The organism is Streptomyces sp. Qhu_M48 (assembly GCF_051305195.1).
Lineage (GTDB): Bacteria > Actinomycetota > Actinomycetes > Streptomycetales > Streptomycetaceae > Streptomyces.
Genome location: NZ_CP195432.1, coordinates 1717772 through 1731398, shown reverse-complemented (window position 1 = coordinate 1731398; position 13627 = coordinate 1717772). Strand labels below are relative to the sequence as shown.

13 protein-coding genes and 1 riboswitch are annotated in these 13627 nt (G+C 69.7%); of the genes, 3 read left to right on the top strand and 10 right to left on the bottom strand.

Annotated features, from left to right (window positions below):
• Window positions 1–174 precede the first annotated feature (174 nt).
• From ACRRSS_RS08105 to ACRRSS_RS08095, 3 genes are all read right to left on the bottom strand, one after another.
• Complete coding sequence (locus ACRRSS_RS08105) at window positions 175–1224, bottom strand: NlpC/P60 family protein (protein WP_435970545.1); 1050 nt, start codon at window positions 1222–1224, stop codon at window positions 175–177.
• Window positions 1225–1480: 256 nt separating this feature from the next.
• Window positions 1481–2845 carry an NYN domain-containing protein gene (locus ACRRSS_RS08100; protein WP_435970544.1) on the bottom strand — a complete coding sequence of 455 codons (1365 nt, stop codon included), beginning with the start codon at window positions 2843–2845 and terminating at the stop codon, window positions 1481–1483.
• 33 nt (window positions 2846–2878) lie between these two features.
• Complete coding sequence (locus tag ACRRSS_RS08095; protein WP_055644001.1) at window positions 2879–3121, bottom strand: hypothetical protein; 243 nt, start codon at window positions 3119–3121, stop codon at window positions 2879–2881.
• 158 nt (window positions 3122–3279) lie between these two features.
• Between ACRRSS_RS08095 and ACRRSS_RS08090 the strand changes: the two genes are divergently transcribed.
• Both ACRRSS_RS08090 and ACRRSS_RS08085 read left to right on the top strand, forming a co-directional pair.
• Complete coding sequence (locus tag ACRRSS_RS08090) at window positions 3280–4014, top strand: rhomboid family intramembrane serine protease (protein WP_435970543.1); 735 nt, start codon at window positions 3280–3282, stop codon at window positions 4012–4014.
• Window positions 4011–4292: an Lrp/AsnC family transcriptional regulator gene (locus tag ACRRSS_RS08085; protein ID WP_189830680.1), complete on the top strand. Its 282-nt coding sequence runs from the start codon at window positions 4011–4013 to the stop codon at window positions 4290–4292. Before ACRRSS_RS08090 ends, ACRRSS_RS08085 begins: the two co-directional genes overlap by 4 nt.
• Window positions 4293–4363: 71 nt before the next feature.
• Here ACRRSS_RS08085 and ACRRSS_RS08080 read toward each other — a convergent pair whose 3' ends face one another.
• From ACRRSS_RS08080 to ctaE, 6 genes are all read right to left on the bottom strand, one after another.
• Window positions 4364–5842 (bottom strand): aminotransferase class V-fold PLP-dependent enzyme, encoded by a 1479-nt coding sequence (locus tag ACRRSS_RS08080; protein ID WP_435970542.1) that lies wholly within the window; start codon window positions 5840–5842, stop codon window positions 4364–4366.
• A gap of 217 nt (window positions 5843–6059) precedes the next feature.
• Window positions 6060–6176, bottom strand: a riboswitch (SAM riboswitch).
• Between the two features lie 89 nt (window positions 6177–6265).
• Window positions 6266–7330: an anthranilate phosphoribosyltransferase gene (gene trpD, locus ACRRSS_RS08075; protein ID WP_435970541.1), complete on the bottom strand. Its 1065-nt coding sequence runs from the start codon at window positions 7328–7330 to the stop codon at window positions 6266–6268.
• Window positions 7331–7466: 136 nt separating this feature from the next.
• Entirely contained in the window at window positions 7467–9089 is a 1623-nt protein-coding gene (gene qcrB, locus ACRRSS_RS08070; protein ID WP_435970540.1) for a cytochrome bc1 complex cytochrome b subunit, read from the bottom strand.
• Window positions 9086–10138, bottom strand: coding sequence for a cytochrome bc1 complex Rieske iron-sulfur subunit (gene qcrA / locus ACRRSS_RS08065; protein ID WP_351905631.1), 1053 nt, complete (start codon window positions 10136–10138; stop codon window positions 9086–9088). Before qcrA ends, qcrB begins: the two co-directional genes overlap by 4 nt.
• Window positions 10135–10944, bottom strand: a complete 810-nt coding sequence (gene qcrC / locus ACRRSS_RS08060; protein ID WP_435970539.1) for a cytochrome bc1 complex diheme cytochrome c subunit — start codon at window positions 10942–10944, stop codon at window positions 10135–10137. Before qcrC ends, qcrA begins: the two co-directional genes overlap by 4 nt.
• 74 nt (window positions 10945–11018) lie before the next feature.
• Entirely contained in the window at window positions 11019–11639 is a 621-nt protein-coding gene (gene ctaE / locus ACRRSS_RS08055; protein ID WP_351905637.1) for an aa3-type cytochrome oxidase subunit III, read from the bottom strand.
• A gap of 202 nt (window positions 11640–11841) precedes the next feature.
• Here ctaE and ACRRSS_RS08050 point away from each other — a divergent pair, with 202 nt between their 5' ends.
• Complete coding sequence (locus tag ACRRSS_RS08050) at window positions 11842–12243, top strand: hypothetical protein (RefSeq protein WP_435970538.1); 402 nt, start codon at window positions 11842–11844, stop codon at window positions 12241–12243.
• Window positions 12244–12327: 84 nt separating this feature from the next.
• On the opposite strand, the gene ACRRSS_RS08045 is transcribed toward ACRRSS_RS08050, so the two are convergent.
• Entirely contained in the window at window positions 12328–13584 is a 1257-nt protein-coding gene (locus ACRRSS_RS08045) for an Ig-like domain-containing protein (RefSeq protein WP_435970537.1), read from the bottom strand.
• Between the last annotated feature and the right edge of the window lie 43 nt (window positions 13585–13627).

The following is a 13627-nucleotide window of genomic DNA, read 5'->3' as shown; positions in this document are numbered from 1 at the left end:
GCTCGACGCAGTCTGGCGCGGCAGACAGTAGCCGCTGATCACTCCACGTCCAACGAAGCCGATGGGCACACAAAGTGACGCCCCGCCGGAGATCACAGGTCACCGGCGGGGCGTCGGGTCAGTACGCGTCGCGGGGAACCACCCGTTCGGGCGGTGTGCCGCAGCGGTTGTGGGTCAGCCGCCGATCCGGACGCCGAACTGGAACGTGCCCATGTAGTCCATGGACTCGTAGCGGACGCTGGCGCCCGGCTTGGGGGCGTGCAGGATCGTGTTGTTGCCCGCGTACAGACCCACGTGCGACAGGCCGTTGAAGAAGACCAGGTCGCCCGGCTTGAGCTGGCTGCGGCCGATCTTCACGCCGTCGTTCTGCTGCGTGTAGGTGGTGCGGGTGAGCTGGACGTTGGCCTGGCCGTACGCCCACTGGGTCAGCCCGGAGCAGTCGTACGCGTTGGGGCCCTCGGCACCGGAGACGTACGGGTCGCCGATCTGGGTGGCGGCGGCCGCGAGCGCCGCGGCGCCGTACCCGTTGGCGGGGGCCTCGTTGCCGAGGTTCATCCGCTCGCCGGCGTCGCGGCTGGCGCGCTGCTCCTTCGCCCGCTCCTGCGCCGCCATCTTGGCCTTCTCGGCCGCGGTGAGCGTGTTGAGGAGCTTCTGGGCCTCGGCGAGCTTGCCCTGGTAGAGCTTCTTCTTCGCGCCGAGCGTCTTGCGGACGTCCTCGAGGTCGGCCAGCTTCGTGGTGGCCTCGGTGCGCTGCTGCGCGAGCGTGCGCTGCTTGGCCTGGATCGAGGTGAGGACGTCGGCCTGCTGGGCGCTCAGCTGGTCGATCGCGGACGCCTTGTCGAGGTAGGTGTCCGGGTCGGCGGAGAGGAAGAGCTGGAGCGCGGGGTCGATGCCGCCGGAGCGGTACTGGGCGCTGGCCACCGAACCGATCTGGTCACGCAGGGCGTTGAGCTCCTGCTGGCCGCGGGCCACCTTGTCCTGGAGCTGGCCGACCTCCTTCTGCAGCTTGCCCCTGCGCTCGTCGGCGAGGTTCGCCTGCTCCGTGGCCTCCTCGGCCTCGTGGTGGAGCTCGTCGACCTTCGACTTGACCTCGTCGATCTTGGGCTTGGCGGGGGCCGCCTGGGCACCGCTCTGGGCGGAGAGGGCGACGGCGGCGGCCGCGGCCGCGGTGAACACGGTCACGCGGGTACGGCTCGGCTGCTTGGGTCGACGGTGGGACGCCACGAAGGCGAGCTCCTTCTTCCTCAGAGCCGCCCAACCGGTCAGGGCAGGCGGTTCCTCCGCCGCCACCCCGGATGGGTGATCAACCGCGCGAAGGTTCGAAGCCCGACCCTAGTGACCAAGTTGTGATCAGTTCAAATCCCACCGGCAAAAATATCGCTCACACGCCACTTTATTTACACACATCGCACGGGCAGTGATGAGCACTTGACGGTCCGCCGTCCAGAATTCGGGCATAGCGCCTAAGAGTTGCGATGCGTCACGAGAGCCGCGAAAGCCGCTTCAGCAACAAAGCGGACGCCACGGGACGCGCACCCGCCTTCGCCACCCCGTCGGCCACCTCGCGGTCCGTGGAGACCACCACCACCGGCCGGCCCGGCGGCTCCGCCCGCACCAGCTGACGGATCAACTCGTCCGCCGTCACGCCGGGCTTGGAGAACAGCACCCGCACCCCGCGCGGCGGCGCGAGCAGCACCGGGGCCGCCAGCTCCGCCCCGTCGAAGACACAGGTGACCTCGGCGCCCGAGCGGGCCGCGAGGGACGACAGGCTGCCCAGCAGGCGCAGCCGCTGCTTCTCCAACGGCATCGTCGGATAGCCGGTCTTGGTGACGTTGTAGCCGTCGACGACCAGATGCGCCTGCGGCAGGGCCAGCAACTGGTCGAGCAGCGCCGGGTCGGTCTCGGAGAGCGCCCGCGCCGCGATGTCCTTCGGCGACATCCGCCCCGGCTCCACCGCGTCCACGGTGTCCGCCGGGTGCACCGAGACGGGTGGCAGCGCCAGTTCGCGGCGCAGCCCCTGGGCGGCGTCGAGGACGGTGTCGAGGAGCAGCCGCAGCCGCATGTCCTCCACCGAGCGCCCCTCGCGGGCGGACCTGCGGCTCGCCTCCAGGGCCGACTCCACCTCGCCGAGCCGGGCCTTGAGCCGCCTGCTCTCGCTCTCCGCGGCCGACACCTGGGCCGCCGACTCCGCCCGCGCGGTCTCGATCTCGCCCTGGACGCGGCGGAGCGCGGCCTCGCCGCGCTTCACGTCGCTCTGGGCGCTGCGCAGCTTGCGGTGAAGCGATTCCGCTTCCTTCCGGGCCGCTTCGAGGTCGTGGCGCAACTGCTCGTTCTCGCTCCGGGAACGGTCCCGGGCGGCGGCGAGCTCCTCGCGCAGCCGCTCCAGTTCGCGCCGGCCCGCCTCGTCGGCCCGCTCGGCGTCGACGCGCTGGGCCTCCTCGCCCGCGGCGGCCACCAGCTTGACCCAGCCGGGCGGGCGCAGCACATAGGCGGCCGCGGCCACGTCCACGGGGTCGGCGGCGGCGGGCGGGGTGCCGGTCTCGACGGCTCCGGCCAGTTCGGGCTGGTTCAGCTTGAACCGTTCGCCGATCCGCTGCCGGAAGAGCGGATCGCTCTCCAGGGCCGCCGCCATCGCGTTGCCGGCGAACTTGGCCCGCCGGCTCGCGGTGAACCGGGCGTACTGCCTCAGGGGTCCGGGCAGCTCGGCGACGGTCAGCCCGCCGAAGGCGTCGGCGACCAGCGCGACGACCCTCCGCCGGACGCCTTCCGGCAGTGGGTGGTCGAGCGCCTCGGCAGCGTCACCTGCCGCGCCGGTCGGCTCTCCACCGTGCGCGGGCTGCTCCACGATCCGTCACCCCAATGTCTTCCGCACCGTCCCTCAGGAGGCGGCGCCCGGCCTGTCCACCAGTTCGATCTGATCCACCGCGTTGCACCAGCGGCAGCGGACCGACTCGATGGTCTCACTGACCACCTGCCGCTCCTCGACCGTCGGGTCTCCCGCGAGGTCCAGATGGACGTACTCGACGACCTTGGAGGATCGCGTCACGTCGAAACGGGTCAGGTTGCCGCAGAGAGTGCAGCGCCAGCGGGTCTCGTCGGTCGGCAGGGGAACCGTCGTCATCGTGCCGTCCTTCTTCCTGTTGCGTGGTACCAGGTGCGGGAGCCGCGGTGCGCCGTCGAACTGCGGTTGTACTGACCGTTACCCTACGGCCTCGCCGGTACCCGGGAGCACGGCGAGGCACTCTGTCCACTTCGGCCCCGGTACGCCATGATCTGTCCATGATCGACTGGCGAGGTGCGGCCCTCGGAGCCGTGCGGGGCACCCGTAGCGGACCCACGGTGACGTACGGACTGATCGCCGCCTGCTGCCTGCTCTTCGCGATCAGTCCGGTCTCCGGCCTCAACCCGGCACACGGCACCGGGGACGAGCTCCTCGCGGCGCAGGGCGTGTACTTCCGCCGCTGGGGCGTGGTCCCCGCCGAGCTGATGAGCGGCGAGCCCCGCGCCCTGCTCACCCCGCTCAGCGCGCTCTTCGTCCACGGCAGCTGGCTCCACCTGCTGGGAAACATGCTGTTCCTGTACGTCTTCGGGGCGATGGCCGAGGAGCGCATGGGTCCGGTCGCGTTCGCCCTCTTCTACCTGGGCACCGGATACCTCGCGCTGCTCGGGTACGCGGCGGCGCACGCCAACAGCGAGCAGACCCTGGTCGGGGCGTCGGGGGCGATCTCCGGGGTGCTCGGGGCCTTTCTCTTCCTCTTCCCGCGCTCCCGCGTCACCAGTCTCTTCCCCTTCCTCTTCTTCCTGCCGCTGCGCTTCCCCGCCTGGATCGTGCTGGTCTTCTGGTTCGTCCTCCAGTGGCTGGCCGCCCGGGCGGCCGGGGCCGGTCCCGGCGTGGCCTATCTGGCCCACGTGGTGGGCTTCTCCGTCGGCTTCCTCTACGCCTGGGGGCGCTACCGGGGTGGGGATAGAGTGAAAGCCCAAGCCGCGGCGACCGAGGGAGAAAGCCAGCCGTGATCACCGCGATCGTGCTCATCAAGACCAGCGTGGACCGCATCCCCGAGATCGCCGAGTCGATCGCCTCGCTCGACAGCGTCAGCGAGGTCTTCTCGGTGACCGGCACCTACGACCTCATCGCCATGGTCCGCGTGCCCCGTCACGACGACCTGGCGGACGTGATCCCCGGCAGCATCAGCAAGATCCCGGGCGTCGAGGCCACGGACACGCACGTCGCCTTCCGCACGTACTCCCAGCACGATCTGGAGGCGGCCTTCGCCATCGGTCTGGAGTCCTGAGACCGCCCGCGCGGACACGGTGAAGGGGGCCTCCCGATCGGGAGGCCCCCTTCACCCGTACGAGTGAGTGCTCAGCCGCGGTCGGGGACGCAGCGGCCGTCCTCCGTGCGGTACTTCCACTGCGCGCCGTCCCGGACGAGCTCCTTCACGGCAACGACGAACCGCTCCACGTGCTCGTCGGGCGTACCGGCGCCGAAGCTCACCCGGATGGCGTTGAGCGATCTCCCCCAGCCTTCGGCCGGGGGAACCCCCACCTCGCTTCGCTCCCCCGGGGCCGCCTCGGGGGCGCCGCACTCACCCGGGTCCTGCGGGTCGCTGCCCAGCAGCGTGCGGACCAGCGGGTGGGCGCAGAAGAGACCGTCGCGGACGCCGATGCCGTACTCGGCGGAGAGCGCGGCGGCGAAGTGGGAGCTGTTCCAGCCCTCCACGACGAAGGAGATGACGCCGACCCGGGGGGCGTCGTCGCCGAACAGCGACAGCACCTTGACCTCGGGCACCTCGGCGAGGCCGGCGCGCACGGTGGCGATCAGGTGCCGCTCGCGGGCGACCAGCTGGTCGAAGCCGGCCTCGGTGAGCGCCTTGCAGGCGGAGGCGATGGAGTACACGCCGATGACGTTCGGGGAGCCGGCCTCGTGCCGGGCCGCGGTGGTGTGCCACTCCACGTCCACACCACCGTCGGCCCGACGCGCCACCTTGCGGGAGGCGCCGCCGCCCGCGAGGTAGGGCTCGGCGTCCTGGAGCCAGTCGGAGCGGCCCGCGAGGACGCCGGAGCCGAAGGGGGCGTACAGCTTGTGGCCGGAGAAGGCGATCCAGTCCACGTCGAGCTCCTGGACGGAGACCGGGTGGTGGGGCGCGAGTTGGGCGGCGTCGAGCACGATCCGGGCGCCGTGGGCGTGCGCGGCGGCGGCGAGCTCCTTCACCGGCCACAGCTCACCGGTGACGTTGGAGGCGCCGGTGACGCAGACGAGGGCGGGGCCGTAGGGGTCCCGGTCGGCGAGGGCGCGCTCCAGGGTCGCGACGGCCTGCTCCGGGGTGCGGGGCGCGTTGAGGTAGGTGACGCGGGCGTCGCGCCAGGGCAGCAGCGAGGCGTGGTGCTCGGTCTCGAAGACGAAGACCTCGCAGCCGTCCGGGACGGCCCGGGCGAGCAGGTTCAGCGAGTCGGTGGTGGAGCGGGTGAAGACGACCTGGTCGTCGGGGCGGCAGTCGAGGAACTCGGCGACGGTGACGCGGCTGTTCTCGAAGAGGTCGGTGGAGAGCTGGGAGAGGTATCCGGCGCCGCGGTGGACGCTGCCGTAGTAGGGGGCGTACGCGGCGACGTCGTCCCACACCCGCTGCAGGGCAGGTGCGCTGGCCGCGTAGTCGAGCGCCGCGTAGGTCACCTCGCCGCCGGTGACGAGCGGCACGGTGACGTCCCGGCCGAGGACGGGCAGCGGGGCGGCGCAGCAGGGGTCGGCGGACTCGGCGGTCGCGCACTCGGCGGTCACGGTCTCGACGACGGTGGCGGTGTCGACGGTGGCGACGACGGTGGCGGCGTTCGGGCATGCGGACATGGCGGTATCTCCCGGCGGGCGGTGCGGAATGGCTTCGGTGACCCCGTACGCGGCCGGACTCGGCGGGGTACGGGTGATACCTCGGAAGGCACGGGGGCGCGCGAAGGTACGCGGAAGTGACCCTGATCCGAGGGTGAAGGTGGGGCGGATTCGCCCTATCGCATTCGCTTGCTCACGGAAAAACTCCTCGAGAGACCAGGACCCCTGGTGTTCGAGGGGTCCGCGCTTGCCGTAGACCTCTCTGCCTACGGCCTGGTCATCACCCGGGGCACCCCGCCACGGACGGAGGGTTGCCGGACAGCAAGCCGGGGCCAAAACGCTGTCACTCGTGACCTGTAGAGAATCCTGCCACATGATCGCCGAAGCGCAAGACCCCGGTCCGCATACTGGACCGGGGTCGCACGGGCGTCTCGTGCCGGAGGGTTACGCGTTGCTGACGCTGATCCAGCGGTCCAGGGCCCGGCGGGCCTCGCCGGAGTCGATCGCCTCCGCGGCCTTCTCGATGCCGGCGCGGATCTGCTCCACCAGGGTGCCCTCCCCCGGCGCGAGCGCGGTCAGCGCCGCCGCCGAGTTGAGCAGCACCGCGTCCCGTACCGGACCGGTCTCCCCCGCGAGCAGCCGCCGGGCCACGTCGGCGTTGTACGAGGCGTCCGCGCCGCGCAGGGCCTCCACCGGCACGAGGTCGATGCCGACGTCCCGGGGGTCGAAGGCCTCCTCACGCACCGAGCCGTCGCGGACCACCCAGACCCGCGAGGTGGCGGTGGTGGTCAGCTCGTCGAGGCCGTCGTCGCCGCGGAAGACGAGCGCGGAGGAGCCGCGCTCGGCGAGCACCCCGGCCATGATCGGGGCCATCCGGGCGTCGGCGACGCCGGTGGCCTGGGCCCGGACCCGGGCCGGGTTGGTGAGCGGGCCGAGGAAGTTGAAGGTGGTCCGGATGCCGAGCTCCTTGCGGGCCGCGGCGACGTGCCGCAGCGCCGGGTGGAACTTCACCGCGAAGCAGAAGGTGATCCCGGCCTCCTCGGCGACCTCGGCGACCCGCCGGGGAGTCAGCTCCAGGTTGACGCCGAGCTTCTCCAGGACGTCGGAGGCGCCGGAGGCGGAGGACGCGGCCCGGTTGCCGTGCTTGACGACCTTGGCGCCCGTGCCGGCGACGACGATCGCGGACATCGTGGAGATGTTGACGGTCCTGGCGCCGTCGCCGCCGGTGCCGACGATGTCGACGGTGGCGCCGGGCACCTCGATCGTGTTGGCGTGCTCGTACATGGTGCGGACGAGTCCGGTGATCTCGTCGACGGTCTCGCCCTTGGCGCGCAGGGCGACCGCGAAGCCGGCGATCTGGGCGTCGGTGGCCTCGCCGCGCAGGATGCGGTCCATCGCCCAGGCGGTGTCCTCGGCGCTCTGGTCGCGGCCGGTCAGCAGACCTTCCAGGACGACGGGCCAGGAGCGGCCCGCCGACGTAGGTCCTCCAGCGGGGGTCACAGCGCTCATGGCAGCTCCATAGTCAATTGCGCACGCAATAGGTTATGAGCCAGCCTATCGACCCCCGGGGACGGCAAAGAGCCCCGTCCATCGAATGGACGGGGCTCTCGCCGTGGCGACTCGTTCAGGTCAGGAGTTCAGGTGATCAGTGGTGGCCGTGGCCGCTCTGGATCTCCTTGTACTCCTCGACCGTGGGCTTGGCGACCTGGTTGTCGTCGCCGTAGTAGCCCTTGTTGAGCTTGACCCGGAGCTTCTCCATGCGCCCGATCTTCCGCTCCACGCCGTTCTCGTCGACGGCCGGCGGGAGGGCCGCCGCCTCGTACTGCTCGTGCGCGGTGAGGCGGTGCAGCTCGCCCTGGCTCAGCGGCTCGTGGATCTCGACGAACTCACCGTGCGGCAGGCGCTTGATGATGCCGGACTCGCGTCCGTGCAGCACCTTGTCCTTGTCGCGGCGCTGGAGGCCGAGGCAGATCCGCTTGGTGACGATGAACGCGATGACCGGTCCGGCGAAGAAGAAGATCCGGACGAACCAGGTGATCGAGTTGAGCGACAGGTGGAAGTGGGTCGCCCAGAGGTCGTTTCCACCACCCACGAGCATGATCATGTACGCGGTGATCCAGGCGACACCGAAGCCGGTGCGCGTCGGAGCGTTGCGCGGGCGCTGCGCGATGTGGTGCTCGCGCTTGTCGCCCGTGATCCACGACTCGATGAACGGGTAGACCGCGATCGCCGCGAGGACCGCCGGGAAGATCGCCAGCGGGATCATCACACCGAGGACCAGCGTGTGGCCCCAGAGGTTGATCTCCCAGCCCGGCATCACTCGGATCAGACCCTCGGCGAAGCCCATGTACCAGTCGGGCTGGGCGCCGGTGGACACCTGGTCCGGGCGGTACGGGCCGAGGGCCCAGATCGGGTTGATCGAGGCGATCGCCGAGATGACCGCGATGACGCCGAAGACCAGGAAGAAGAAGCCTCCGGCCTTGGCCATGTAGACCGGCAGCAGCGGCATGCCCACGACGTTCTTGTTCGTGCGGCCGGGGCCGGCGAACTGCGTGTGCTTGTGGAAGAACACCAGGATGAGGTGGGCCACCACGAGGCCGAGCATGATGCCGGGCAGCAGCAGGACGTGGGCCGAGTAGAACCGGGCCACGAAGTCGCCGCCGGGGAACTCCCCGCCGAACAGGAACATCGACAGGTACGTGCCGATGACCGGCACGGACAGGATCGCGCCCTGCATGAAGCGGACACCGGTGCCGGAGAGCAGGTCGTCCGGGAGCGAGTAGCCGGTGAAACCGGTGAACATGCCCAGGAAGAACAGCAGGAAGCCGAACAGCCAGTTGATCTCACGCGGCTTGCGGAACGCGCCCGTGAAGAACACGCGCATCATGTGCACGAACATGCCGGCGAGGAAGATCAGCGCCGCCCAGTGGTGGATCTGCCGGATGAGCAGACCACCGCGGACCTCGAACGAGATGTGCATCGTCGAGTTGAACGCCTCGGACATCAGCTGTCCCTGGAGCGGGACGTACGGTCCGACGTACTCCACCTCGTTCATCGACGGGTGGAAGAACATCGTCAGATAGACGCCCGTCAGGATGATGATGAGGAAGCTGTAGAGGCAGATCTCGCCCAGCATGAAGGACCAGTGGTCCGGGAAGATCTTCCGCATGTTGGCCTTGGCCAGCGTGTAGATCCCCAGGCGACCGTCGGCCCAGTCTGCGACCCGCTCACCGGCGGGTGCTTTCTTCGTATCGGTCACGGTGCTCATCCGCGCTCCCAGAAGGAAGGACCGACGGGCTCGTCGAAGTCGCCGAGCGCCTCCAGGAAGCCCTTGTCGTTCACGCCGATCCGCAGCTGCGGGAGGGCGTGACCGGCCGGGCCGAAGATGACGCGGGCGCCGTCGGAGAGGTCGAAGGTGGACTGGTGGCACGGGCAGAGGACGTGGTGCGTCTGCTGCTCGTACAGGGAGATCGGGCAGCCCACGTGGGTGCAGATCTTCGAGAAGGCGACGATTCCCTCGTGCGACCACTCGAGCTCGCGCTTGTCCTTGATGTCCTCCGGCTGGATCCGGACGATCATCAGGGCGGCCTTGGCGATCTCGGTCTGGAAGTGGTGGTCGTGCTCCGAGAGGCCCTCGGGCATCGCGAAGGTCAGCGAACCGACCGCGACGTCCTCGGGACGCAGCGGCTCGTGCGTGTTCATGTTGATGAGCTGAAGACCCTTGGCCCACATGGTGGTCCGGAGCTTCTTCTCGGGCAGCGGGCCCATGTCACGCAGCAGGACGATGCCGGAGAGCGGTACGAGCGACAGCGCGCCGAACATCGTGTTGCGGATGAGCTTGCGGCGGCCCATGCCCGACTCGGCGGCACCGGCCGCGAAGTCCGACATGACCTTCGCCTTGGTCTCCGCGTCGGCCTGGATCGGGTGGCGCTCGTCCGCGATCTCGACGTCGGACATCAGGGTGCGGGCCCAGTGGACCGCGCCCGCGCCGATGAAGAAGAGGGCGAGGCCGAGGGTCCAGCCGAGCGCGAAGTTGAGCGCGGACACCCGGCCGAAGGGCCAGATGTACACGATCTTGTCGACCGGGAAGATCACGTACGAGGCGATGAAGCCGACGGTGGCCAGCATCGACAGCGTGAACATGAAGGCGACCGCGCGCTCGGACCGACGGGCAGCACGCTCGTCGATGTCCTGGATGCGGGGCTTGTGGGGCGGGAGGCCCGGGTCGGCGAACGGGTCGTCGGCGACCTTCACCGCGCCGTGCGCGGTGTCCTGCCCTGCCGGCAGGGTCTCTTCTGGAATCTCTTGGCTACTCATGACTTCTTGGCCTTAGCGGTGTGGGCCGCGACCCAGATGGCAACTGCGATCAGCCCGCCCAGACCGAAGATCCAGGCGAACAGGCCCTCGCTGACGGGGCCGAGGCCACCGAGCGAGAGACCGCCCGGGTTGTCGGCCTTCTCGCCGTTGACGGCCTGGACGTACGCGATGATGTCCTTCTTCTCCTTCTCCGGCATGGTCGTGTCCGGGAAGGAGGGCATGTTCTGCGGGCCGGTCTGCATGGCCTCGTAGAGGTGCTTCGGGCTCACGCCTTCGAGGCTCGGGGCGTACTTGCCGTAGGTCAGCGCGCCACCCTCACCGGTGAAGTTGTGGCACTGGGCACAGTTGGTGCGGAAGAGCTCGCCACCCTTGGCCTGGTCGGCACCTGCAGGGTTGTACTGGCTCTCGGTCGGCGTGATCGGGCCGGCACCGAGAGAGGCGACGTACGCCGCGAGCTGATCGATCTCAGCCTGCGAGTAGATGACCTTCTTCTTCGGGACCTGGGCGCCCGGCTGCTGGGCCGGCATCCGGCCCGTGCCGACCTGGAAGTCGACGGAGGCCGAACCTACGCCGACGAGGGAGGGGCCGTCAGTGGTGCCCTGACCGCCGGTTCCGTGGCAGCTGGCGCAGCCGACGGAGTAGAGCTTCTTGCCCTCCTCGATGGCGAGGGACTGGGCGGTTTCATCTGCCTTCGCGGTGCCCGCCGGCGCGAACGCGGCGTACAGCCCCCCGGTGGCCGCCAGCGCGAGAAGTAGGACGACGACCGCCGCCAGCGGATGGCGTCGTCGTGCGGAGAGCTTTTTCACGGATTACCCCGGTGTCAGGATCTTCTGCGTCGATGCTTGCTGGATGTCTCGGTCCGCCGCGTGGGCGGGACCGATTACTTGATCATGTAGATCGTGGCGAAGAGGCCGATCCAGACGACATCGACGAAGTGCCAGTAGTAGGACACGACGATGGCGGCGGTTGCCTGCTCATGAGTGAACCTCTTGGCGGCGTACGTCCGGCCCAGGACCAGCAGGAAGGCGATGAGTCCGCCCGTCACGTGCAGGCCGTGGAAGCCGGTGGTCAGGTAGAACACAGAGCCGTAGGGCCCGGACGAGAGCGACATGCCCGCGTCCTTGACCAGTTCGGTGTACTCGAAGACCTGGCCGCCGATGAAGATCGAACCCATCACGAACGTGATGATGAACCACGTCCTGAGCTTCTTCACGTCGCCCCGCTCTGCGGCGAATACGCCGAGCTGGCAGGTGAGGGAGGAGAGCACCAGGATCGTGGTGTTGGTCGCCGAGAACGGGAAGGCCAGATGTTCTGCCTGAGCCTTCCAATAGTCGGGACCTGTCACCGATCGCAGGGTGAAGTACATCGCGAAGAGGGCCGCGAAGAACATCAGCTCGGAGCTCAACCAGATGATGGTTCCGACGCTGGTGAGGTTCGGTCGATTGACCGACGGGTGCGCGTGCCCTGTTTCTACTGTCGTTACTGTCGCCACGACCGACATTATGTCGGTCGCTTATCCCGCCCTCACTCCGGGGGGTGCCGTTCGGAGTGTCAGAGGGGTGTGTCCAGCCCGAACGGCCCAGTGCGAGGGCCCCTGAGCACCCTTCGAACAGATGTTGAACGGGTGTTGACGGAGTGTGGACCGGAGTAGCATCCGCGCATCGGTCGACGACGACCCACCCGCCTTCCCAGCCGGAGGAACGATGCAGTCGAGTGCCACGGTCCTGGTCTACAGCGACGACGCGAACACCCGCGAGCAGGTACGGCTGGCGGCCGGGCGCAGGCCCGCGTCCGACGTCCCCCCGGTGGAGTTCGTGGAGTGCGCGACGCTTCCCGCCGTGCTGAAGCGCCTGGACGAGGGCGGCGTGGACGTGTGCGTCCTGGACGGCGAGGCGGTGCCCGCCGGCGGCATGGGGGTCTGCCGGCAGCTCAAGGACGAGGTCTTCCACTGCCCGCCCGTCCTCCTGCTCATCGGGCGCCCGCAGGACGCCTGGCTGGCCACCTGGAGCCGCGCGGACGCCGCGGTCACCCTTCCGGTGGAACCGGTCGAGTTCGCGGCGTCCCTGGCCGCCCTGCTGCGCTCGCGCCTGTCGATCGACGCGTAGCCGCCGGGCGCGGCGAGTGCGCCGAAGGGGCGCGCCGGGCCCTGTGCGCCCGGCGCGGTGCCTCCGAGGCGGACCGGACACGGCCTAGAGGGCGAGCGGCCTGAGGCGGGCCTTCTCGGTGGCGGCCACCGGGCTGTCGGCGGGCTCCACCAGGGCGCTGCCCTGGCGCCACTTGTCCCACGTCAGGTTCCAGTCGCCGAAGCCGTTGCCGAAGGGGTCCATCGTGTCGCCGTAGCTGTTGACGGTCCTGACGATGTCGCCGGCGCGGACGGTCTCGTAGAACCAGGCCGCGTTCCCCGTCGACATGCCGACACATCCGTGGCTGACGTTCGCCACGCCCTGCGAGCCGACCGACCAGGGCGCGGCGTGCACGTACTCGCCGCTCCAGGTGACCCGGGTGGCGTAGTAGACCGGCAGGTCGTACGACTCGGAGCTGCCCTCCGAGATGCCGATGCTGGTGCCCCGCATCCGGACGTAGTACTCCTTGCCGAGCACCACCTTGATGCCGTTTCGGGTGGAGAAGCCCGGTTTTCCGGTGGTCACCGGAATGGTGTTGATCACTTCTCCGTTGCGCCGCACGGTCATGTAGTGCGAGCCGGCGTCCGCGACCGCCTCGATCCGGTCGCCGATCGTGAGCTTCAGCGGCCGGGACGGGCCGCCGTAGAGCTTGTCCCCGACCTTGAGGCCGTCCAGGTTGCCGGTGACCGTGACGCTGGCGCCGGCGGGCCAGTACTCCTTCGGGCGGTAGTGCAGCTTCTTGTCGTCCACCCAGTACCAGGACCCCTCGACGGAGGGTGTGGAGCGGACCTTGAGGGCCCGTTCGACGGCTGCCCGGGCCTTGCGGTCCTTGACCGGGAGGCTGAGGTCGGCCGTGATGGGCTGTCCGACGCCGTAGGTGCCCGCCTCCGGGCCGAAGGCCGCGGTCAGGGCCTTCTTCGCCGGAGCCGTCTCGAACGTGTACGTACGGGCGCCCGGGGCGCCGTCCTCGTCCTCCGTGGAGACGCGGACGGTGTAGCGGGTGCCGGCGGCCAGGGCGGCCGTGGAGCGCCAGCGCTGTCCGTCCGCGGTGAGTTCGCCCGCCAGGTGGCGCCCCGCCGCGTCGATGGCGGTGACGTCGGTGATCCGGCCGTCGTCGCCCTTGGCGGTGATCTCCAGGGGCTTCTCGGGGTCCGCCTTGGCCCCGTCCGAGGGAGCGCTGACCGCGAGCTGGTCCGCCGCGTCGTACGCCCTCGCCGACAGGGGATGGCCGTCGGGGCCCGCGCAGGCACTGAGACCGGCGGTGACCGTGAGGGCCAGAAGAGTGCAGCTCAGAACAGTCCGAATGCGCGGCGTGTCGTTCATGACCTCACGCTAAGGACAATCCTCGGTGTCAGCGCGCCGAGTG

What these genes read in the sequence shown, in the direction of transcription:
- ACRRSS_RS08090 (WP_435970543.1), top strand. Translation starts at nt 3,280, where the DNA reads ATGATCGACTGGCGAGGTGCGGCCCTCGGAGCCGTGCGGGGCACCCGT.
- ACRRSS_RS08045 (WP_435970537.1), bottom strand. Translation starts at nt 13,584, where the DNA reads ATGAACGACACGCCGCGCATTCGGACTGTTCTGAGCTGCACTCTTCTG.
- ACRRSS_RS08050 (WP_435970538.1), top strand. Translation starts at nt 11,842, where the DNA reads ATGCAGTCGAGTGCCACGGTCCTGGTCTACAGCGACGACGCGAACACC.
- qcrB (WP_435970540.1), bottom strand. Translation starts at nt 9,089, where the DNA reads ATGAGCACCGTGACCGATACGAAGAAAGCACCCGCCGGTGAGCGGGTC.
- ACRRSS_RS08095 (WP_055644001.1), bottom strand. Translation starts at nt 3,121, where the DNA reads ATGACGACGGTTCCCCTGCCGACCGACGAGACCCGCTGGCGCTGCACT.
- qcrA (WP_351905631.1), bottom strand. Translation starts at nt 10,138, where the DNA reads ATGAGTAGCCAAGAGATTCCAGAAGAGACCCTGCCGGCAGGGCAGGAC.
- trpD (WP_435970541.1), bottom strand. Translation starts at nt 7,330, where the DNA reads ATGAGCGCTGTGACCCCCGCTGGAGGACCTACGTCGGCGGGCCGCTCC.
- ctaE (WP_351905637.1), bottom strand. Translation starts at nt 11,639, where the DNA reads ATGTCGGTCGTGGCGACAGTAACGACAGTAGAAACAGGGCACGCGCAC.
- ACRRSS_RS08080 (WP_435970542.1), bottom strand. Translation starts at nt 5,842, where the DNA reads ATGTCCGCATGCCCGAACGCCGCCACCGTCGTCGCCACCGTCGACACC.